This is a genomic window from Allosphingosinicella sp. (genome assembly GCF_036387215.1).
In the GTDB taxonomy this organism is placed as follows: domain Bacteria; phylum Pseudomonadota; class Alphaproteobacteria; order Sphingomonadales; family Sphingomonadaceae; genus Allosphingosinicella.
Window position 1 is genome coordinate 1 of record NZ_DASVUE010000042.1, and the last position, 19,166, is coordinate 19,166.

Here is a 19,166-nt window from a genome sequence, read left to right on the forward strand (position 1 = left end):
AGATCTTCCATGCCGACGCTCATCGGCATCTGACCGAAGCCCTGGGGCCGCATGGCAGGCTTGGCCGCGCCCTTGCGGGCGAGGAGACCGGAGGAGAGGGAAGCGAAAGCTTTGAGTTCAGCCATCTTGCCCTCCCCTTACTGGCCGACCACGCGGCGGCCGAAGCCGCCGGCGGGACGCGGCGCGGAAGGATGGAGCGCCGGCGCGCCGGGAGCGGCGAATACGGTGCGGCGGAAATTCTTTTCGAGCCGATCGGAAATGTAATCCCAAAGCTCGGTCACCTCGGCGGCCGATTTGCCCTTGGGATCGATCTCCATGACCGTCCGGCCGTCGATCATCGAGGCCGCGAAATCGGTGCGGTGGTGGAGCGTCACAGGAGCGACCGTGCCGTGCTGCGAGAGCGCGACGGCGGCTTCATAGGTGATGCGCGCCTTGGGCGTCGCTGCGTTGACGACGAAGATGAGCGGCTTGCCTGCCCGCTCGCAGATATCGACGGTGGCGCCGACGGCGCGAAGATCGTGCGGGCTGGGGCGAGTCGGGATGACGACCAGCTCGGCGACCTGGATGACGCTCTGGATCGCCATGGTGATCGCCGGCGGCGTATCGATCACGGCAAGCTTGAAGCCCTGCTGACGAAGCACCTCGAGGTCCGAGGCGAGCCGGGCCACCGTGGTCTGCGCAAAAGCGGGCATTTCTGCCTCGCGCTCGTTCCACCAGTCGGCGAGCGAGCCCTGCGGATCGATGTCGATGAGGCAGACGGGTCCGGATCCGGCAAGCTGCGCCTGCACGGCCAGATGGCCGGACAGCGTGGTCTTGCCCGAACCACCCTTCTGAGACGACAGTGCCAATACGCGCATGATTTCCCCTCGGTTCGCGTGCCCTTTCCAACGGGATGCACCGGAGGCTGCTAAAATCTGGTTAACTCCGCCGCCCGCCGCACCGCATCGGATCGAACAGGTGCTAAGAGGACGTTAACCTTCATGGCGTAGCGTCTCCGCCGATCCAGACCGGGTTTCAGAGGAATGATGAGCATGCATATTGGTCGGCAAAAGCTTCTCGGTGCGGCGGCCGCATTGGCGGCGTTGATCGCAAGCCCGGTGCTTGCGGACGTGAAGACCGGAGTGGACGCGTGGCAGCGCGGCGATTTCGCAACGGCCGTGAAGGAATGGCGTCCCGCAGCCGACAAGGGCGACCCGGATGCGCAGTTCAACCTCGGCCAGGCCTACCGCCTCGGCCGCGGGGTTCCGGCGAACCTCGGAATCGCCCAGAGCTGGTTCCAGAAGGCCGCCGCGAAGGGCCATGAGCAGGCACAGGGCAATCTCGGCCTTATCCTCTATGAAGCGGGCAAGCGCCGCGAGGCATTACCGTGGATCCGGAAGGCTGCCGATCGCGGCGACGCCCGCGCGCAATATGTCTTGGGGATCGAGCTCACCAACGGCGACCTTATCGCGAAGGACTGGCCACGCGCCTATGCCCTGATGACCCGCGCGGCTGCGCAGGGGCTCCCGGCAGCGGCCCGGAGCCTCGGCCAGATGGAGCAGTTCGTGCCGGCGGACCAAAGAGCAAAAGGCATCGCCCTCGCCCGGCAGATCGAGCGTGGAGGCAGTGCTGCACCCGCCGTGGTGGTGCCGCAAGCCGCGCCGGCGGCGGCCGCCCCGAGGCAGGTCGTTGCGACAAGGGCCCCCCAGCCCGCTCCCGCACCTGTGGTGCAGGCAGCTCCCGGCGGCGGCTGGCGTGCGCAGCTCGGCGCTTATGGCAGCCCCGCCGCCGCTCAGGCGCAATGGGTTTCGCTCAGCAAGCGCATTCCGGCGCTCGGCGGCCTCAGGCCGTCCTATGAAAAGGCCGGCGCTTTCACCCGGCTCCGCGTCGGCCCGCTCGCCAATCGCGCGATGGCGGACAAGGTGTGCGGAGCAGCCAAGGCGGCTGGACAGGCCTGCATCCCCGTCGCGCCCTGAGCGGCGCCGGACGCAAGCTGCTTAACGGTTTTTTTGCCGCCTCTCATTAGGATCGGTCCGACAGACACTTCAGCTCGGGGACGGCAAATGGGTGCACGGCGAAGGATCACAAGCGCAGCGGCCATGGCCTCGCGCTGGCGCCGGCGCCGGATGTGCGTGCTGATCGCCGATCTGCCCGCTCCGGCCGCGCTTCGCGAAATCTCCGCAACGGGGGCGTTTCTCGAGACCAACGCCCGTCCGGAGCTCGGCGCAAGCATCGAGCTTCACCATCCCGAAGCAGGCGCGATCGGCGGCGTCGTCCAGGGCGTGTCCGGCGACGGGATCAGGATCGGCTTCCACTGCAGCGAGCAATCGGTGGCGTTCGCGCTTGCCGCGATCACCGCCGACATGAGTAGCCCCTCCGCCGCCTAGACCGGCTCCCATTCCGCGCGGGCATAGCCCTGTGCGTAGAGCAAACCGCTGAGGTCGCAATATCGGATGCAGGCGTCCGCCGCGGCGGCCGTCTTCGGCTTGGCATGATAGGCGATGCCAAGGCCGGCCGCCTCGATCATCGCGATATCGTTGGCGCCGTCGCCGACCGCGAGCGTATCGGCCAGGTCGATGTCGGCGGCGGCTGCGGCATCGATCAATGCCTGGCGCTTCGCCTCCGCGCCGACGATCGGCCCCACCACATCGCCGCTGAGCTTGCCATCCTCGACCCCCAGCTCGTTGGAGATCGCGCGGCTGAACCCGATCTCGGCTGCGACCCGGCTCGCGAACTGGGAGAAGCCGCCCGAAACGAGCAGGCATTCGGCCCCCGCACTCCGCATCGTCCGGACGAGCGCCTTGGCGCCGGGGGTCACCCGCACCCTTTCGTCATGGCAGCGGCCGATCGCGTCCGCACCAAGGCCCTTGAGGAGTGCGACCCGCTCCCGGAGCGCACCTTCGAACGGAAGTTCGCCGCGCATCGCCCGCTCGGTCACTTCGGCAACCTCGGCCTTCAGCCCGGCATAGTCGGCGAGCTCGTCGATGCATTCGACGGTGATCATGGTCGAATCCATGTCGGCGACGAGCAGCTTCTTGCGCCGGCCCGATTCGCCCTGCACCACCACGTCGACGCCCGGTACCAGCCCTTCGAGCGCCGCCCGCACCGGCTCCGGCGCGGAGGAGAAGAGGATGTCGCAGGCCTTGTCCTCCTGGACCCAGCTGCGCCCCATCAGATAGGTGCCGGCGGCGGCAAGCGCGTCCTCGGCGGCAGAAATATCGCCGCTCGACAGCCGATCCGCTGCTATCAGGGTCGCGATGAACAAAGCCGCCTCTCCGCTGCCGAAGCTGGCGCTTATCGCGGGGCCGACCGCAAGCGGCAAGTCGGCGCTGGCACTTGCGCTTGCCGAGCGGGAGGACGGCATCGTCATCAACGCAGACAGCGCGCAGGTCTATCGGGACCTTCGAATCGTATCAGCCCGGCCCTCTGCCGAGGACGAGGCACGGGCGCCGCACCATCTCTACGGCTACCGGGACGGGGCGGAAGCTTGCTCAGCGGCGGACTGGGCGGCGGATGCCAAGGCGGAGATCGAGGCGGCGCACGGAGGTGGGCGCCTGCCGATCCTCGTGGGAGGCACAGGACTTTACCTGCGCACGCTGCTCGAAGGCATCGCTCCGATACCCGACATCGATCCTGCCATTCGCCGGCAGGTGCGCTCCTTCTCAGTGGAGCAATCCTATGCCGCGTTGAAACGGGAAGACGCCCCGGCTGCCGAGCGGCTCCGCGCCACCGATACCGCCCGCATCGCCCGGGCGCTGGAGGTGATCCGGTCGACGGGACGGCCGCTTGCAGAGTGGCAGCGCGAGAAGGTGGGCGGCATCGGCCGCAGCGTCAGCCTCCGGCCCTTGCTGCTCCTGCCGCCGAGGCAGTGGCTCTACGAGCGGTGCGACGCGAGGTTCGGCGCGATGTTCTCCGAGCCGGGCATTTCCGAGGTGCGGGCGCTCCTGGACCGGGGACTGAACCCGTTGCTGCCGGTGATGAGGGCGATCGGGGTGCGGGAGATTGCCGGCTGTCTCGGGAGGTCGCTGAGCCGGGAGCAAGCGCTTGAAGCCGGCCGCACCGCCACCCGCCAATATGCGAAGCGCCAATATACGTGGTTCTCGCGCCAGCCGCCGGCGGACTGGCCGCGCTGGACCGCGGCGCTCGATTGCGGCGGTCTCGATGATGCCCTAGCGGCGCTGGAGCTTCAGGGGGCGAGATGAAGGTCTATTTCGACGCCGATGCCGATTCCGATTTGATCCGTCAGCGGACGGTGGCGGTGATCGGATACGGCAACCAGGGCCGCGCCCAGGCGCTGAACCTCCGCGACAGCGGGGTGAGAGTCGTCGTCGGCCTCCCGAGGGAGTCCGCCAGCCGCCCCCGCGCTTCGGCCGACGGCCTTGACGTCATGACGGCCTTCGAAGCCGCGGCCGAAGCGGACGTCGCAGTCATGCTTGCCGCGGACGAGGACCAGGCCCGAATCTACGGGGACGAGATCGCGCCCTCTCTTCGCTCCGGCGGAGCGCTCGTCTTCGCGCACGGGCTTAACATACACTTCAAGCTGATCGAGCCGCGAGCCGACCTGGACGTGGTGTTGGTGGCGCCGAAAGGGCCCGGCACCGCGCTCCGCGACGACTTCCTGAAGGGCAGCGGCCTCATCTCGCTGTTTGCGGTCGCACAGAATTCCACCGGTGCGGCTGAGGCTCTCGCCCTCTCCTACGCCTCAGCGATCGGCAGCGGCCGGGTCGGCATCCTTCCAACGAGCTTCGCCGAAGAATGCGAGGCCGACCTGTTCAACGAGCAGGCCGTGCTCTGGGGCGCGATCCCGGAGCTCATCCTCGCCGGCTACGAAACCCTCGTGGAAGCGGGCTTCTCGCCGGAAGTCGCCTATCTCGAATGCCTGACCGAGGTGAAGCTCCTCTCCGACCTCATCTACGCGCGCGGCATCGCCGGCATGCGCGAAGTCATCTCGAACACTGCGGAGTTCGGAGCTTTGAAGGGCGGCACGCGCATCATCAATGCCGATACCCGGACCGAAATGCGCCGGATCCTCCGCGAAGTCCGCAGCGGCTCCTTCGCGCAGGAGCTGCTCGCCGATGCCAGAGCCGGCTATCCTCGGCTCAAGGCAAGCAGGGCGCGAGCGGCTGGCCATCCGATAGAGGAGGTAGGCCGCCGGCTGTGCGGGCTTGTGTCGCGGGATTGACGCCCCCTCACCCGCTCTGGCGGTACCGATAGCCCAGGATCATCATCATCACGCCGATCCCGGCGAGAATGCCGGCAAGGGTGGAATCGAGCAGCAGGCCGATGGCGCCGAACACGAACGCAAGGCTTAAGCCGATCGGGATGCCTCGCTTCGCGATCATGCGTTGGGCGGGGGTTTCGGGTGTCACCTTGGCTGCTCCCTGGGAAATCTAGCAACAGCCTAGCTCCAGTGTATTGATGTGACAATACACTGCAGCCGATTTCTACTTTCTTCCGAACAGCTTCTCGATGTCGCCATGCCCCAGCTTCACCCAGGTGGGGCGGCCGTGGTTGCATTGGCCGGAGTGGGGGGTGACCTCCATCTCCCGGAGCAAGGCATTCATCTCGGCGACCGACAGGATTCGCCCTGCCCTCACCGAGCCGTGGCAGGCCATGGTGGCGGCGACGTGGTCGAGCTTTTCCTTGAGGCTCAACGCCTCGTCGAAGGCGGCGAGCTCATCGGCAAGGTCGGTCACGAGGCCGCGTATGTTGCCGTTGCCGAGCAAGGCGGGGGTCGCGCGAACGAGCATTGCCCGCGCGCCGAACCGTTCGAGCTCGAGGCCCATTTCGGCCAGCTCGGCGGCCCTTCCCTCCAGCCGGTCGCAGGCGGGCTCGTCGAGTTCGACCACTTCGGGAAGGAGAAGCGCCTGACGGTGGACGCCGCCATTCGCCATCGCCTTCCGCATCCGCTCCAGCACCAGCCGTTCGTGCGCGGCATGCTGGTCCACGAGGACCAGCCCGTCCTCGGCTTCAGCAACGATGTAGGTTGCAGCCACCTGGCCGCGCGCGACGCCGAGGGGGAAGGAGGAAGAGGCGGGGATCGCTTCCACAGCCGCTTCGGCACGGGCGGAGGGCGGAGGGGCATAGGCCTGAGCGGTCTCCCAGACGCTTCCCTGCGCCGCCGAGGGGAAGACCGGCCGCTGGAACGACGGCGCGAGCGGCTCGCGCTGCCAGCTTCCGAGCACGGCCGCCGGCTGGTGCGCGCTTCGGTGGCCGGCCTCCTCGAGCGCATTGCGGAGACCGCCGACGATCAGGCCGCGAATGCCGGCGGGATCGCGGAAGCGGACCTCGGTCTTGGCGGGGTGGACGTTCACGTCGACTTCGTCCGCCGGCACCTCGATGAACAAGGAGACGATCGGGTGCCGGTCGCGGGCGAGCAGGTCCTGATAGGCGGCGCGGACGGCGCCGATCAGAAGCCGGTCCTTCACCGGCCGGCCGTTGACGAACAGGAATTGATGGTCGGCGACGCCGCGGTTGAAGGTCGGCAGCCCGGCGACGCCGCCGAGGCGGACGCTGCCCCGGATATAGTCGATCCCGACGCTGTTCTCGGCAAGGCCGTGGTCGGTGAGCGCCGCGACGCGGGCGGGGCGATCCTCTCCCGGCTGGACGGCGAGGCTTCGGCGCCCCTCATGCTCGACGCTGAAGCCGATATCCGGCCGCGCCATTGCGAGCCGCTTTACAGCATCGAGGCAGGCGGCATATTCTGAGCGGGCGGAGCGGAGGAACTTGCGGCGCGCGGGCACGCGGGCGAACAGATCCTCGACGGTGATGCGGGTCCCCGGCGGAAGCGCCGCCGGCCCCTCCTCAACCACCCTGCCATTGTCGACGGTGCGAAGCCAGCCGTCCGCGCCCCTCACCCGGCTCTCCACCCGCAGCCGCGCGACGCTTGCGATCGACGGCAGCGCCTCGCCGCGAAAGCCGAGCGTCGTCACCGCCTCGATCGCATCGTCAGGCAGCTTCGACGTCGCGTGCCGCTCCAGCGCAAGCGCCATTTCCGCCCCGGTCATGCCGCAGCCATCGTCCGCGACCTCGATCCTGGTGGTGCCGCCTTCGGAAAGGCTGATCGCGATCCGGGTCGCCCCCGCGTCGATCGCATTCTCCACCAATTCCTTCAGCGCGCTGGCCGGGCGCTCGACCACCTCGCCTGCGGCGATCCTGTTAACGAGATGTTCGGGGAGGCGTCGTATCGACATCGCAACACCTCTAGACCAAGCGGCGGCATCCGGAAAATGGTTAACTGTCTTCTGGACGGCGGCGGCGGGGCGACCCTATAGAGGAAATATCAAACGGACCGGGGGGTTTCCGGCGACCGCGGCGATAGGAAGCGAGACCAGCTGACATGTCATTTTTGCGTTTCTTCAAGTTCCCGTCACACGACATGGCGATCGACCTCGGAACGGCCAATACGGTGGTCTATGTGCGCGGCCGCGGCGTCGTTCTGAACGAACCGTCGGTGGTTGCGATCGAAACGCTGAACGGCGTCAAGCGCGTCAAGGCGGTCGGCGACGATGCCAAATTGATGATGGGTAAGACCCCGGACCAGATCGAAGCCATCCGCCCCCTTCGCGACGGGGTGATCGCCGACATCGACGTCGCCGAGCAGATGATCAAGCACTTCATCCAGAAGGTCCACGGCAAGCGCCGCTTCCCGCGCTGGCCCGAGATCGTGATCTGCGTGCCTTCGGGCTCCACCTCGGTGGAGCGCCGCGCGATCCGCGATGCCGCTTCCAACGCGGGCGCCTCGCAAGTCTGGCTGATCGAGGAGCCGATGGCGGCCGCGATCGGCGCCGACATGCCTGTCACCGAGCCGGGCGGCTCCATGGTCGTGGACATCGGCGGCGGCACCACCGAAGTCGCGGTGCTGTCGCTCCGCGGCCTTGCCTACACCACTTCGGTGCGGGTCGGCGGCGACAAGATGGACGAGGCGATCTCCTCCTACGTCCGCCGCAACCACAATCTCCTGATCGGCGAAGCGACCGCGGAGCGCATCAAGCAGCAGGTCGGTATCGCCAAGCCGCCGGTGGACGGCGACGGCCTCACCGTTCACATCAAGGGCCGCGACCTCGTGAACGGCGTGCCCAAGGAAATCACGATCAACCAGCGCCAGATCGCCGAAGCGCTTGCCGAGCCGGTCGGTACGATCGTCGAGGGCGTCCGGATCGCGCTCGAGAATACCGCACCGGAGCTTGCCGCCGACATCGTCGACCAGGGCATCGTCCTAACCGGCGGCGGTGCGCTGCTGCAGGGGCTGGACGAGGTGCTTCGCGACGAGACCGGCCTTCCGGTCACCGTCGCGGACGATCCGCTCACCTGCGTCGCGCTTGGTACGGGCCGCGCGCTGGAAGAGGAAATCTTCCGCGGCGTCCTCCAGACAGCGTAAGCAGGGAAGGTCATGGCGCCGCCATCGAAACGGCGCCCGGGATTTTCCCGAAGGGCGCAATACGGACTGTTCCTCGGCTATGTGATTGCCGTGGCGGGCATATTGTTCGCCGTCATGCTGCTCGTCGTCGCCACCATCGATCCGCGTGGATTCGCTGCAATCCGGGGGGCGGCGCTCGATGCGACCACCCCGGTCTCGTCCGGCGGCCGAAGCATCGTGCGCCTGTTCACCGGCGGCGGCGAGAGCATCGGCAATTACTTCAACGCGGCCGCGACCAACGGTCAGCTGAAGCGTGAGCTCGCCGCGACCCGCCGCCGCCTCGTCGAGGCCCGGGCGATCGAATTCGAGAACCGGCGGCTGAAGCGGCTTCTGAAGCTCTCGGAGACGGTCTCCAACCGAGTGACAACCGCCCGCATCGTCGGCTCCAGCTTCGATTCCAGCCGCCGCCTCGCAACGCTTGCCGCCGGCTCCTCCGACGGGGTGCGCGCCGGCCAGCCCGTCCGCGCGCCTGAGGGCCTTATCGGGCGCGTGCTAGAGACCGGCCGCTGGGCCTCCCGGATCCTCCTCATCACCGACGGCGGCAGCAACGTGCCGGTGCAGCTGGTGCGGAACGGAACTCCGGCGATCGCGAGCGGCCGGGGCGACGGCCTCATTGACCTGAAGACGCTGGAGGTCGGCGAAAGCCCGTTCAAACGGGGCGACATCGTCGTCACCTCCGGCATCGGCGGCATCTATCCTCCGCTCGTGCCGGTGGCGATCGTCATCAAGGCCGATCGCGACGCCACGGTCGCGCGCCCGCTTGCCGATCCGGCGCGCATCGACTTCGCTATTGTCGAGACCATCTATCAGCCGGCGGCAAGCGCACCCGTCAACGAGGCGGAAGCGGCCCAGGCCGAGGCTTCGGAATGAGCCGGATCGCCCTCACCCGCGGCGACATGACGCGCAAGCACCTGCGCCGCCAATATGTGCCGATCGGCACCACGATCGGGGCCTCCCTGCTGGTATTGCTGCCGTTCGTGGTCTCCGGGCCGTATGTACCCGATTTCGGCTACCTCGCCTTCATCTCCTGGCGCCTGCTCCGCCCCGAGATGTGGACCGCCAAGACTTCGCTCGGCCTCGGCTTCTTCGACGATCTCGTCTCCGGGCAGCCGCTCGGCCAGTCGATGGCGCTCTGGACGATCACCCTCCTGATCCTCGATTTCATCGAGAGCCGCGCCGTCTTCCGCGACTTCTGGATGGATTGGCTGCTCGCCTCCTTCCTCATCCTGTTCCACACCGCGGGAGCCTGGCTCGTCGGCCTCATGATGGGCAGCTTCGTCCAGTTCCACGTGGTCTGGCCGCAGCTTGCCTTGTCGATCCTGGCCTATCCGGTGATCGCCCGGATCGTCGTGCTGCTCGATCGATGGCGGCTCACCCGATGAAGCGCCGCCGCGGCCCACTCATCACCGAGCAATCGCAAGCCTACACCTTCAGCAGGCGTACGTTCGTGCTGGGCGCCGCCCAGGGCGGCATCGCAGCGCTCCTCGCCGGTCGGATGGCCTATATCTCGATCGCCGAGAACGAGCGCTACCAGCTGCTTTCCGAAAGCAACCGGGTGCAGATGCAGCTCCTGCCGCCGCGGCGCGGCTGGATCGTCGACCGCAACGGGCAGCCGATCGCGATCAACAGAAGCGATTTCCGCGTCGATCTCATCCCCGATCTCCTAAAGGACGAGGATCGGATCCTGGCCGAGCTCACCAGGCTGCTCGAGCTTCCGCCGGAGGAGGTGGACCGGGTCAAGAAGGAGCTCAAGCACGCCGCCGGATACCAGCCGGTGCCCGTCGCCGAGAATCTGCCGTTCGAGAAATATGCGGCAGTGACGATCCGCCTGCCGGACCTTCCCGGCGTCTCCCCGCTCCGCGCTTTCTCCCGATTCTATCCGGAGGGCGCGGCGGTGGGCCACCTCGTCGGCTATGTCGGAACGCCCAACAAGGAAGAATATGAGGCCGAGAACAAGAACCCGCTGCTGATCACGCCCGGATTCAAGATCGGCAAGCAAGGCATTGAAAAGGTGATGGAGGAGCGGCTCCGCGGCCGCCCCGGCGCCAAGCGCGTCGAAGTCACTGCGCGGGGCAAGCTGGTGCGCGAGCTCTCCACCCTTCCCGACCGGAGCGGCAATCCGCTGCCGCTGACCATCGATGCCGGGCTCCAGGCCTATGCGGCACGGAGGCTCGGCAACGAATCGGGCTCCTGCGTCGTGATCGATTGCCTGACCGGCGATATTCTCTGCCTGGCCTCGATGCCGTCCCACGATCCCAACAGCTTTTCGGACGGGATCAGCAGCGTCGAATGGCAGATGCTGTCGGAGGACGAGCGCCGGCCGCAGGTGAACAAGACGCTGAGCGCGCTTTATCCGCCCGGCTCGACGATCAAGCCGAGCGTTGCGATGGCGCTGCTTGGCGCTGGCATCGATCCCGACCAGACGGTGAGCTGCGGCGGCGGCTATCCCCTCGGCAACCGCTTCTTCCGCTGCCTCGGCCGCCACGGCCCGATGAACATGCACCGGGCGATCGCCAAGAGCTGCAACACCTATTTCTACGCAATGGGCCGGCGCGTCGGCATCGATGCGCTCGCCGAGATGGAGAAAAGGCTTGGGCTCGGGCAGAAGTTCGACCTGCCGTTCGTCTCCCAGAGCTACGGCACCATACCGAGCGCTGACTGGAAGCAGAAGAAGTACAAGCAGGAATGGACGCAGTCCGACACGCTCAATGCGGCGATCGGACAGGGCTATGTGATCGTCAATCCGCTGCAGCTCGCCGTCTCCGCTGCCCGGATCGCGTCCGGACGCGAGATCGTGCCGCGCCTGATCGGCAAGGGCGGGAGCCCGAAGAAGCTGCCGATGCCCGACGAGCATTTCCAGACCGTCCGCTCCGGCATGTGGGAGGTCGTCAACGGTAACGGCACGGCCGGCCGCAGCCGGCTGATGCTGCCCGGCATCGAGATGGGCGGCAAGACGGGTACGGCGCAGGTGCGGCGGATCGCGGGCGCCCAACGCGGCCAGAGCGGTGAGTGGAAGTATCGCGACCACGGCCTGTTCATCTGCTTCGCGCCCACCGCGAACCCGCGCTACGCGGCGTCGGTCGTGATCGACCACGGCATGGGCGGAGCCCGTGCGGCCGCGCCGGTCGCCAAGGACGTGCTCACCTATCTGTTCGACAAGAACAAGGCGATGGAGGCCCTGCTCGAGCTCGAAAAGGGCTGGGGCGGCACGATCGCCGAACGAATGGAGCGGCAGACGCAGGTCTTCCTTGCACGCAAGGCCGCGAACGACCGCGCCAAGGCGCAGGCGGAAGCTCGCATCGGGCGAAGCGGCCGGGATCGCCAGGCATGAGCACGAGCTTCGTTCCGGCGCAGGTGTCCAGCCTTCCCTGGCGGATGCTGTGGATCGTGCTTGCGCTCGGCGGCGCCGGCGTCCTTGGCCTTTATTCGGCGGCTGGCGGATCGTTGTTCCCGTGGGCGCTTCCGCACGCGGTGCGCTTCCTCGCCTTCCTCGGCCTCGCCATCGTGCTGTCGCGCTTCCGGCCGCAGACGTTCCACGATCTTGCCTTCCTCGCCTACGGCGGCGGCATCGTTCTCCTGATCCTCACCTTGATGCTGGGCGTGATCGGCGGCGGCGCGCGAAGCTGGCTTGAGCTGGGATTCGTCCGGCTGCAGCCCTCCGAGCTCATGAAGCCGATCCTCGTTCTGGTGCTTGCCCGCTTCTACGCACATGTGCCGCCGAGGGAGATCAGGGCTTTCTCTGCGATCTGGCCGGTCGCGATATTCCTCGGGCCCCCGCTCCTCCTCATCATCCTCCAGCCGGATCTCGGCACCATGATGCTGATCATCCTGAATTCGATCACGATGATGTTCCTGGCCGGGCTTCCGCTGAGGCTGTTCGTCGGCGGCGGCCTCGCGGTCGGGGCCGCGCTTCCGCTCATCTACAATTTCCTGCTGCTTCCGCACCAGCAGAAGCGCGTGCTCATCTTCCTCAACCCCGAAGCCGACCCTCTGGGCTCCGGCTACCATCTCACCCAGTCGAAGATCGCGATCGGATCAGGCGGGCTGTTCGGCAAGGGCTTCCTCAACGGCACCCAGAGCCACCTCCAATATCTGCCAGAGCAGCATACCGACTTCGTCTTTTCCGCGATCGCCGAGGAATGGGGCCTTGCGGGAGGCGTCGTCCTCATCATCCTGTTCTTCCTGCTGGTGCGCTGGGGAACGCAGGTCGCGCTCGATTCCAAGGAGCGTTTCGAGCGGCTCGCAGCAGCCGGCCTGACGCTCACCATCTTCTTCTACATCGCGATCAACCTGATGATGGTGATGGGCCTCGCGCCGGTGGTGGGCATCCCCCTCCCCCTCGTCTCCTACGGCGGTTCGGCCATGCTGACGGTGATGATCTGCATCGGGATGCTGATGGCGATCGACCGCGAAACCCGCCGCAACCGCAGGCGCTGAGGCCCCGGTTCGAGCGCCGGGGCGCGAGCGCTTCGATTAAGGCAGCAGAGCCGTTGCATTCGCCGCCGACCCGCACTAGATGGCGCCTCTGCCCGACAGGCATGGACGCATAGCTCAGTTGGTAGAGCAGCTGACTCTTAATCAGCGGGTCCTAGGTTCGAGCCCTAGTGCGTCCACCACCTTCTTCTCAATGACTTACGCTAGTTGCTTACCACGAGATGGAGCCTCGGAGAGGCCCCATTGTGACCACTTTTGTGACTAGCCGTTTTCTGATTTTCCAAGGCCTTAGGCGAATCCGCCTTTGTGACCGGGAAAATCAGCTGATCGGCATAAGGCTGCAAGTGCTTCGCGGACATGTGTGCATAGCGGCGCACCATTTCTGAAGACTTCCAGCCCCCCAGCTCCTGAAGCACCCAGGTGGGCACGTCATTCTGCCGGAGCCACGTCGCCCAGGTGTGCCGCAGATCGTGCCAGCGGAAGTCCCTGATCCCGCAGGCCTTCAAAGCAGCGCGCCAGGCCCTCGTGTTCGCCGTCCGGAGCGGCTTGCCCCGATAGGTGAACACGTTTCGCCTGTGCTTGCCCTGCTGCCGTTCCAGCACAGCGACCGCGATATCATTGAGGGGAACGCCTAGAGCATCCCCATTCTTGGTATCGTGGCCCTCGATCGTCACGAGGCGCCGCGCCAGATCGACGCGGTCCCATTCCAGATCGAGGATGTTGCGCTGTCGTAGCCCCGTAGAGAGGGCAAACAGCACCACCTCGCGTTGATGCTCCAGCAGCCTCGCCAGAACCGCCTGTGCCTGCTCCGTCGTCAGATACCGCACGCGCACCTTGCCCCCCTCCGCATAGGTCCTGAACGCCGGCATGGTCTCGATCCACTCCCACTCCCGCATCGCCTTCCGGAAGATGGCGCGGATGAGCGCCACCTAGAGATCGTTCGTGCGATCAGAGCGCTTCGCGAGCTGCCTCGAGATCAACCGGTCGATCAGAGCCCGGCTCACCTGGTCAAGCGTCCTGCCCCTCAGGTGCTTCGTGAACCAACGGATCCGAGTCACATCGTCGCGGGACGACTTTTTGTGAGCCTTCTCCTTCAGCCACCTCAGCGCCGCCTCATCCCACGTCCGCTTCGGCTTCTGCTTGAGATATTTGAGATCCCAGAGCTGTGCCTTCAGTCGGTCGTGGGCCTCTTCGGCCTTTTCCCTGTCGGTCGTTCCAAGAGAGCGTCTAACGAGCGTTCCGTCAGGGCCTGTGAGCTTGACGTAATAAATTCCTGCACGTTTCCAGAGTGCCATATTGCCTCCTTCTGGTCGGCACTCAGCTGCACCCGTGCGCCCTGACCGTACTGGAGGCGCAGCCAGGCGACAATGTCAGCCTCCAGAAAGCGCCAGTCCCGACCCACCTTGGCCCCAGGCAGCCTCCCCTCTCTCGCGTGCGCGCGAACGGTGTTCGGATGGACGCTCAGAAGGGCGGCAGCTGCGCGGAGCGTGAGGACGCGCTCTCCGACCAGGGCGGCTGAGCGCCGATCCGTCGAAACGCGGCGAGGCTTCTGATCCAACTCCACCAACCTGCCGCAATGCTGAGTACCCGGGAGAATATTATTTGCACGAAACAGCGCCGGGAATGCAGCGTCCGACGCGCCAACGGCGTCTCTGAAGCATCTCGCCGGCTCGGGCCCGCTGATCCGGTCTGCTCAACGGGATTGTCCGCCGTCAGCGGCATAGCGCGGCAGCGCCGGATGAACTCCTTCAGGCTTCATTCCGGCTGAACTGAAGCCGCCATCGTCAGCCGGCGCACGTTCGAGATCAAGTCGGTCGGCCCCTCGCCAGGGAATCGGAAGAGGACGTCCCTGAGGACACTTCCCCCAAGGCGCTGGAAATTCTGGAGAAGCGGCGCCTCCCGGCTCCAGCAGCCAGTAGTTACCGCAGGTGATCGCCGAACCGCGAGAGGGTATGCTCGAGTCCCGGCGGGCGCGCCGGCATTCAAGGGGGGAGAAGCATGCGATATCTGGTGATCGCTTCGGTGCTTGCGGGCATTGCCGCGCCTGGCGGAGCGCAGGTCGTCGGGAAATCTGCCACGACGGCGGTGGAGCAGAGGCCGATCACGAGCGGCTGGAGCGCGGAATGGACGCTCAAGGCGAACCCCGCGTTCGGCAAATCGCTGCCGTTTGAAAGCGGAACCGACATCATCGACGACTCGGAGTTCGAGGCAGGGGCCAGCATCGCCCGGGCCGTGGGAGCCGGTGGAAAGCTTTCCTTTTCTTTCGGTGCAACGGCCAGCCCGAACCTGCTCGACGACGACGACCTCGCATCGGGTGCATTCTTTCAGGTCGGGCTTTCCGGAGCCGACCGCCTGACCGGGTATCGGGGAAGCAGCAATGACAATGAGGACACCGTGCGGCCGTTCCTGCAGTACCGGGCTACCCGCTCGTATCGGGAACTCTTCGAAAGCAGAAAGTTCGACGAGCACCGGCTGCGTGCCGGTGTGACTTTCCGGAACGTGCTTCGCGTCGTGTGCCGCGACAACGAAGATCCCTCAATCCCATACGCCTGCACAGGTGGATCGGGCGTCTACTGGGACATCGAGCCGGCCGTCGATCTCGTGCTGTCGAAGACCGGGGATCGCGAGCGCCTCACGCCGAAGGTCAGGACGGAGCTGAACGTCCGGGTCAGCCCGGGAATCAGCCTAAGCCTTGAAGCAAACGGGGAAGCACGCTTCTATACGAGCCAGCGGACCCAGGACGGGGAGAAGCGCGAAGACTGGAAGGCGAACGGCTTCATTGGCGCCGACTTCTCCGGAGCGCTTCAGCGCCTCATCTGCCTGCCGCCCGAATTCACCGTTAAGGCTGGAGCCCGGCTTGAAGGAAACTGGTCGAACCAGGACAAGGAAAGCTACGAGCGGGCTTATGCGGTGCCTTCCTTTTCCGTGAAGACGGCGTTCGGCCCCCGGAAGCCCCATGCCTGCAGCAGGGGCGGATGACCCTCATAACAAGGATGCTCCGGCCAACCTTGAAGAGGCTCATAATGCCGACCTTCGGCAATGCATGGTTGCCGACGGATGGGATGGCACCGGCCGGAGCCTTTGAACCTGAACGGAGAAGGATGGCCCGACCAATTCGCTGATCATGGAGAGCCCGAATGGTGGACTTCAAGGAACCCAGGGAGCTGATCCCGCTTCTGCCCGCGGCCAGGGATATGCTCGCCTCTGAGGCGCACAGGCTTCACCATGCCGCCTGGCATGACGTCCGAGGACAGTGGCAGGATCTTTCGGACGGCAAGAGGAATGCCATCCGGCACCTCGGCTGGCAGCCCGGCCACGGCATCGAACGTCCTGCTCTCAGCCGAGGTTCTCCTATCGTGGACAACGGGTCCGGCGAGGACTTCCTGTTCATGCACCGGCAGATGATCGGTGCGGTGCGCGCCCTTTACGACCAGGCCGGCGAGACACCGATTGCGTCCTGGAGAGCGATCCCGGCTCCGGGAGGGCCTCAGGACGATGGCTTTGAGATCCCGCCCAACTGGTCTCAACCGGACGAGCCGACCCGGCGCAGGCTGGAGGCCCTGAAGTCCGACACTTTCTTCTGGACCGCGATGCGCGGGTGGGACCGGCAGTTCAAGAACGCGGCCTACCTCAGCGGCCTCTCGCTCGGCGCCCTCGGGTCCATTCTCGAGTTCACGGTCCATAATGACATGCACATGCGGTGGAGCAGCGCGCCGCGAGACCCGGCAAGCGGAGATGTGGTTCCTGACGGCCGCTCCGCGACCGACTTCGACCCCAGATGGTCTCATCCCGGCTACGATTTCCTCGGGGAATTCTATTCCTCTCACGTCAATCCTGTTTTCTGGCGTCTTCATGGCTGGGTCGACGACCGCATCGACGACTGGTTTGCAGCACATGAAGCCGCGCACCCGGTGGATGTCGAGCGGACGACGATCGACGGCATCGACTGGTTCAAGCCCGGACGGTGGGTGAGTTCGCAGGAGCCCTGGGCCTCCCCGAAAGCTCCGGCCGACAGCACCCATCACGGACATCATGGCCATTCGCCCTCGGGCCCGCACGCGCACCTCGATCCGGAAGAGATGAAGAAAGTCATCAGCATTCTCTACGCCGACGAAGGCCCCAAGCTTCTCGCGCTCAACCGCTCGCTCCGGGCGCCGCCCCGCGCCACCTGGTTCCTTGAGGGCTGAGGATCCCATCAATTGCGGGTTCACGCAGCTGATGCGTCGCACTGAAACCTGCTATGTTCGGAATATCAACGCCTGTCCCGGAGTCGCGCTAATGAGCCTGCGCCGAATAATGTATCGGGTCCTTGCCTTTGGCGGTCTGATGATCGTCTCCCAGCTGGCGGTCGCCCATCCACAGGAATGGGAAAGCCTAATCGACGTGGAGGGGGTTGGCGCTGCAGCAACCGGGAGTGCCATCGCGGCAGGCTCCATCGACGCAGACGCGAAGCCTGATCTCATCCTTCTGGCCCACAACGCAAACGGCCTCCGCTACAAGGTCGGCCTCAACCTTGATGCGCAGGGCCGAGCCGCCTCGTGGAGCAGCGCGATCGACGCCGGTTCGATTGGTAGCGGCACCGTGCAGTCCGTCACTGCAACCCTCACGAACCTCGATGCCGACACAAAGCCGGACCTCCTCGTCGCTGCATATCTCAAAGACGGCGCGACTGCCGGGTTCTCATACAAGGTGGGGTGGAACCTTGATGCGACCGGAACTGCGGCCTCCTGGAGCACTCCGACGGCCGTGAGCGGTGTCGGTGACCCGTCCACGGGTGCCGGCGCTGGATTGATCAACCTTGACTCCGATGCGCGTCCTGAGATGATTCTGGCGGGCTACGCGACTTACGCGGGAGCAAGGCAGTTCCTGTACAGGATCGGCTGGAACCTGACTGAAGCCGGAGCAGCGACATCCTGGACCGACTGGCGCGTGGTGGGCGGCACGGTTCCCGCCGGCCGCGGAGTTGGTCTTGTGGTCGATGACTTCAATGGCAACAGCCGGCCGGACGTTCTGTGGCTGATGCACGATACGGCGTCGGACGAATTCCGGTACCGTCTGGCACATGATCTGGGGTCGGACGCGGTTCCGGTCTCGTGGACCCCGCTTGCCCGCGTTCCCGGCGGCGGCGCCACGTCTGAAGGCGCCGGCGCCGCGACAGTCGATCTGGACGGCAACGGCCGGAAGGAGCTTCTCGTGCTCGGCTATGACGGCGCGGGCACATCGCGGTTCAGGTATCGTGTGGGCCGGGATTGGGATCGTAGGCCGCCCCGGCTACAGGTCCGCCACACGCCGTTGAACCCGACAAAGGAGGAGGCCGTGACGATCACTGCTTCCGCTGCGGACCCGGACGGGATCAAGCAGATCGAGATCATGGTCGACGGAAACGTCGTGCAGACCTGCACCGCCCCGGCCAACGGAACATGCACCTTCTCCGCCGGCCCCTTCACCACGCGAGAGGGGCAGACGGTGAGCTATGGCGCCAACGCCGCGGACACGGCCGATGGCCGCGCCACGACCGGGCACCGCCTGTTCGCTATCGGAACACCGGTGGTGAATGGAAAGACCGCCAAGGTCATTCCGCTCTGGTATCATGGCACGGCGGGTCAGAAAGCAGACATCGTATTCGCCTACGACAAAAGCAGCTACGATGGCTCGATTCGGACCTGCCAGACCAGCGCAACCGACGATGAGCCGAACCAGAGCTATCAGTGCGGAGGAGGCGTTCAGCAGTTCCTGCGCGATGTGGAGAGTGTCATCCAGCGCTCCTACGTTGCCGATGAAGCTGTCGGGGCAAACATCAACAGGTTCAATTTCTGGTATCTTCCGGAAGCGGGCTCAGCGGACCGTGTGCAGGGCTCCTGCAACCTGACGGCGCCCGCCACTTTCAAGACCGACGCAACCTTCGCCAGCGGGCTCCCGATCGTTCACACAAAACCGTTCAGGGACTGCGCCAAGGGGCGAATATTCTCCTCCGAGCCCACGAGCCTGCGGACGTTCCTCCACGAGACGGGACACGGAGTGTTCGGATTGTCCGATCGCTACTGCTGCGACGGCGGCTATTCTCAAGGTTCGCCGTGGCCGCACGTATATTCATCAACTGCGAACTGTCAGTCCGATGCGGGGCGTCAGGGCTGGGCCGTCGCCGGTTGCTCCCAGATTCAGCGCATCAAGAACGGTCAGACGGAGACTGTGAACTGGTGGGCGAATGACCGGAACGATCTCATGGGCAGCTGCCTGGGCGGTTTCCCGAACTGCGTTCCGGGTGGGTTCAACTTCGATCGACCATCAAGGCGAAGGGTCGTGTGGGTGCTCGACCGTTATTGAATGGGAGGTG

18 protein-coding genes, 1 tRNA gene and 1 pseudogene are annotated in these 19,166 nt (G+C 65.8%); 13 read left to right on the plus strand and 7 right to left on the minus strand.

Annotated features, from left to right (window positions below):
- Positions 1-137: 137 nt before the first annotated feature.
- Complete coding sequence (locus VF662_RS01860) at positions 138-857, minus strand: AAA family ATPase (RefSeq protein WP_464137025.1); 720 nt, start codon at positions 855-857, stop codon at positions 138-140.
- 216 nt (positions 858-1,073) lie between these two features.
- Here VF662_RS01860 and VF662_RS01865 point away from each other — a divergent pair, with 216 nt between their 5' ends.
- Entirely contained in the window at positions 1,074-1,955 is an 882-nt protein-coding gene (locus VF662_RS01865) for an SPOR domain-containing protein (RefSeq protein ID WP_464137027.1), read from the plus strand.
- Between the two features lie 123 nt (positions 1,956-2,078).
- A complete protein-coding gene (locus VF662_RS01870) occupies positions 2,079-2,366 on the plus strand; it encodes a hypothetical protein (RefSeq protein WP_464137030.1) in 288 nt (95 codons plus the stop codon).
- On the opposite strand, the gene serB is transcribed toward VF662_RS01870, so the two are convergent.
- Positions 2,363-3,244, minus strand: coding sequence for a phosphoserine phosphatase SerB (gene serB, locus VF662_RS01875; protein ID WP_464137032.1), 882 nt, complete (start codon positions 3,242-3,244; stop codon positions 2,363-2,365). The genes VF662_RS01870 and serB overlap by 4 nt on opposite strands.
- Here serB and miaA point away from each other — a divergent pair.
- On the plus strand, positions 3,237-4,181 hold the full coding sequence (gene miaA, locus VF662_RS01880) for a tRNA (adenosine(37)-N6)-dimethylallyltransferase MiaA (protein WP_464137035.1): 945 nt from the start codon (positions 3,237-3,239) through the stop codon (positions 4,179-4,181). The two genes, serB and miaA, sit on opposite strands and share 8 nt — an antisense overlap.
- Positions 4,178-5,161 carry a ketol-acid reductoisomerase gene (gene ilvC, locus VF662_RS01885; RefSeq protein ID WP_464137037.1) on the plus strand — a complete coding sequence of 328 codons (984 nt, stop codon included), beginning with the start codon at positions 4,178-4,180 and terminating at the stop codon, positions 5,159-5,161. Before miaA ends, ilvC begins: the two co-directional genes overlap by 4 nt.
- Positions 5,162-5,168: 7 nt before the next feature.
- On the opposite strand, the gene VF662_RS01890 is transcribed toward ilvC, so the two are convergent.
- Both VF662_RS01890 and mutL read right to left on the minus strand, forming a co-directional pair.
- Positions 5,169-5,348 carry a hypothetical protein gene (locus tag VF662_RS01890; protein ID WP_464137039.1) on the minus strand — a complete coding sequence of 60 codons (180 nt, stop codon included), beginning with the start codon at positions 5,346-5,348 and terminating at the stop codon, positions 5,169-5,171.
- 75 nt (positions 5,349-5,423) lie between these two features.
- The gene (gene mutL, locus VF662_RS01895; protein WP_464137041.1) at positions 5,424-7,172 is read right to left on the minus strand and encodes a DNA mismatch repair endonuclease MutL; all 1,749 of its coding nucleotides are present in this window, start codon (positions 7,170-7,172) and stop codon (positions 5,424-5,426) included.
- A 146-nt stretch (positions 7,173-7,318) separates the two neighbouring features.
- On the opposite strand from mutL, the gene VF662_RS01900 reads away from it, so the two are divergent.
- The 6 genes from VF662_RS01900 to VF662_RS01925 all read left to right on the plus strand — a co-directional run bounded on the left by VF662_RS01900 (position 7,319) and on the right by VF662_RS01925 (position 13,014).
- Complete coding sequence (locus tag VF662_RS01900) at positions 7,319-8,359, plus strand: rod shape-determining protein (RefSeq protein ID WP_464137042.1); 1,041 nt, start codon at positions 7,319-7,321, stop codon at positions 8,357-8,359.
- 12 nt (positions 8,360-8,371) lie between these two features.
- Positions 8,372-9,268, plus strand: a complete 897-nt coding sequence (gene mreC / locus VF662_RS01905) for a rod shape-determining protein MreC (RefSeq protein ID WP_464137045.1) — start codon at positions 8,372-8,374, stop codon at positions 9,266-9,268.
- Positions 9,265-9,780, plus strand: coding sequence for a rod shape-determining protein MreD (gene mreD / locus VF662_RS01910; RefSeq protein ID WP_464137048.1), 516 nt, complete (start codon positions 9,265-9,267; stop codon positions 9,778-9,780). The genes mreC and mreD overlap by 4 nt, the downstream gene beginning before the upstream one ends.
- Positions 9,777-11,729, plus strand: coding sequence for a penicillin-binding protein 2 (gene mrdA / locus VF662_RS01915; protein WP_464137050.1), 1,953 nt, complete (start codon positions 9,777-9,779; stop codon positions 11,727-11,729). Before mreD ends, mrdA begins: the two co-directional genes overlap by 4 nt.
- Positions 11,726-12,835, plus strand: a complete 1,110-nt coding sequence (gene rodA / locus VF662_RS01920) for a rod shape-determining protein RodA (protein ID WP_464137051.1) — start codon at positions 11,726-11,728, stop codon at positions 12,833-12,835. The genes mrdA and rodA overlap by 4 nt, the downstream gene beginning before the upstream one ends.
- 103 nt (positions 12,836-12,938) lie before the next feature.
- A tRNA-Lys gene (locus VF662_RS01925) sits at positions 12,939-13,014 on the plus strand.
- Between the two features lie 21 nt (positions 13,015-13,035).
- Here the strand turns inward: VF662_RS01925 and VF662_RS01930 are convergent.
- From VF662_RS01930 to VF662_RS01940, 3 genes and pseudogenes are all read right to left on the minus strand, one after another.
- Positions 13,036-13,761 (minus strand): site-specific integrase, encoded by a 726-nt coding sequence (locus VF662_RS01930; protein ID WP_464137053.1) that lies wholly within the window; start codon positions 13,759-13,761, stop codon positions 13,036-13,038.
- Positions 13,762-14,127 (minus strand): hypothetical protein, encoded by a 366-nt coding sequence (locus VF662_RS01935; protein WP_464137131.1) that lies wholly within the window; start codon positions 14,125-14,127, stop codon positions 13,762-13,764.
- Positions 14,128-14,195: 68 nt separating this feature from the next.
- Positions 14,196-14,396, minus strand: a pseudogene (locus VF662_RS01940) (helix-turn-helix domain-containing protein); the annotation flags it as partial.
- Positions 14,397-14,830: 434 nt separating this feature from the next.
- Here VF662_RS01940 and VF662_RS01945 point away from each other — a divergent pair.
- The 3 genes from VF662_RS01945 to VF662_RS01955 all read left to right on the plus strand — a co-directional run bounded on the left by VF662_RS01945 (position 14,831) and on the right by VF662_RS01955 (position 19,156).
- Entirely contained in the window at positions 14,831-15,811 is a 981-nt protein-coding gene (locus VF662_RS01945; RefSeq protein ID WP_464137055.1) for a hypothetical protein, read from the plus strand.
- A gap of 158 nt (positions 15,812-15,969) precedes the next feature.
- Positions 15,970-17,019, plus strand: coding sequence for a hypothetical protein (locus VF662_RS01950; RefSeq protein WP_464137058.1), 1,050 nt, complete (start codon positions 15,970-15,972; stop codon positions 17,017-17,019).
- A gap of 139 nt (positions 17,020-17,158) precedes the next feature.
- Positions 17,159-19,156: an Ig-like domain-containing protein gene (locus VF662_RS01955; RefSeq protein WP_464137062.1), complete on the plus strand. Its 1,998-nt coding sequence runs from the start codon at positions 17,159-17,161 to the stop codon at positions 19,154-19,156.
- The last annotated feature ends 10 nt before the right edge of the window (positions 19,157-19,166 follow it).

Coding starts and splice junctions, on each gene's coding strand:
- VF662_RS01900 (WP_464137042.1), top strand. CDS start 7,319: ATGTCATTTTTGCGTTTCTTCAAGTTCCCGTCACACGACATGGCGATC.
- VF662_RS01935 (WP_464137131.1), bottom strand. CDS start 14,127: ATGGCACTCTGGAAACGTGCAGGAATTTATTACGTCAAGCTCACAGGC.
- VF662_RS01950 (WP_464137058.1), top strand. CDS start 15,970: ATGGTGGACTTCAAGGAACCCAGGGAGCTGATCCCGCTTCTGCCCGCG.
- VF662_RS01870 (WP_464137030.1), top strand. CDS start 2,079: ATGGCCTCGCGCTGGCGCCGGCGCCGGATGTGCGTGCTGATCGCCGAT.
- VF662_RS01955 (WP_464137062.1), top strand. CDS start 17,159: ATGATCGTCTCCCAGCTGGCGGTCGCCCATCCACAGGAATGGGAAAGC.
- VF662_RS01945 (WP_464137055.1), top strand. CDS start 14,831: ATGCGATATCTGGTGATCGCTTCGGTGCTTGCGGGCATTGCCGCGCCT.
- ilvC (WP_464137037.1), top strand. CDS start 4,178: ATGAAGGTCTATTTCGACGCCGATGCCGATTCCGATTTGATCCGTCAG.
- VF662_RS01860 (WP_464137025.1), bottom strand. CDS start 857: ATGCGCGTATTGGCACTGTCGTCTCAGAAGGGTGGTTCGGGCAAGACC.
- mreC (WP_464137045.1), top strand. CDS start 8,372: ATGGCGCCGCCATCGAAACGGCGCCCGGGATTTTCCCGAAGGGCGCAA.
- mreD (WP_464137048.1), top strand. CDS start 9,265: ATGAGCCGGATCGCCCTCACCCGCGGCGACATGACGCGCAAGCACCTG.
- miaA (WP_464137035.1), top strand. CDS start 3,237: ATGAACAAAGCCGCCTCTCCGCTGCCGAAGCTGGCGCTTATCGCGGGG.
- mrdA (WP_464137050.1), top strand. CDS start 9,777: ATGAAGCGCCGCCGCGGCCCACTCATCACCGAGCAATCGCAAGCCTAC.
- mutL (WP_464137041.1), bottom strand. CDS start 7,172: ATGTCGATACGACGCCTCCCCGAACATCTCGTTAACAGGATCGCCGCA.
- rodA (WP_464137051.1), top strand. CDS start 11,726: ATGAGCACGAGCTTCGTTCCGGCGCAGGTGTCCAGCCTTCCCTGGCGG.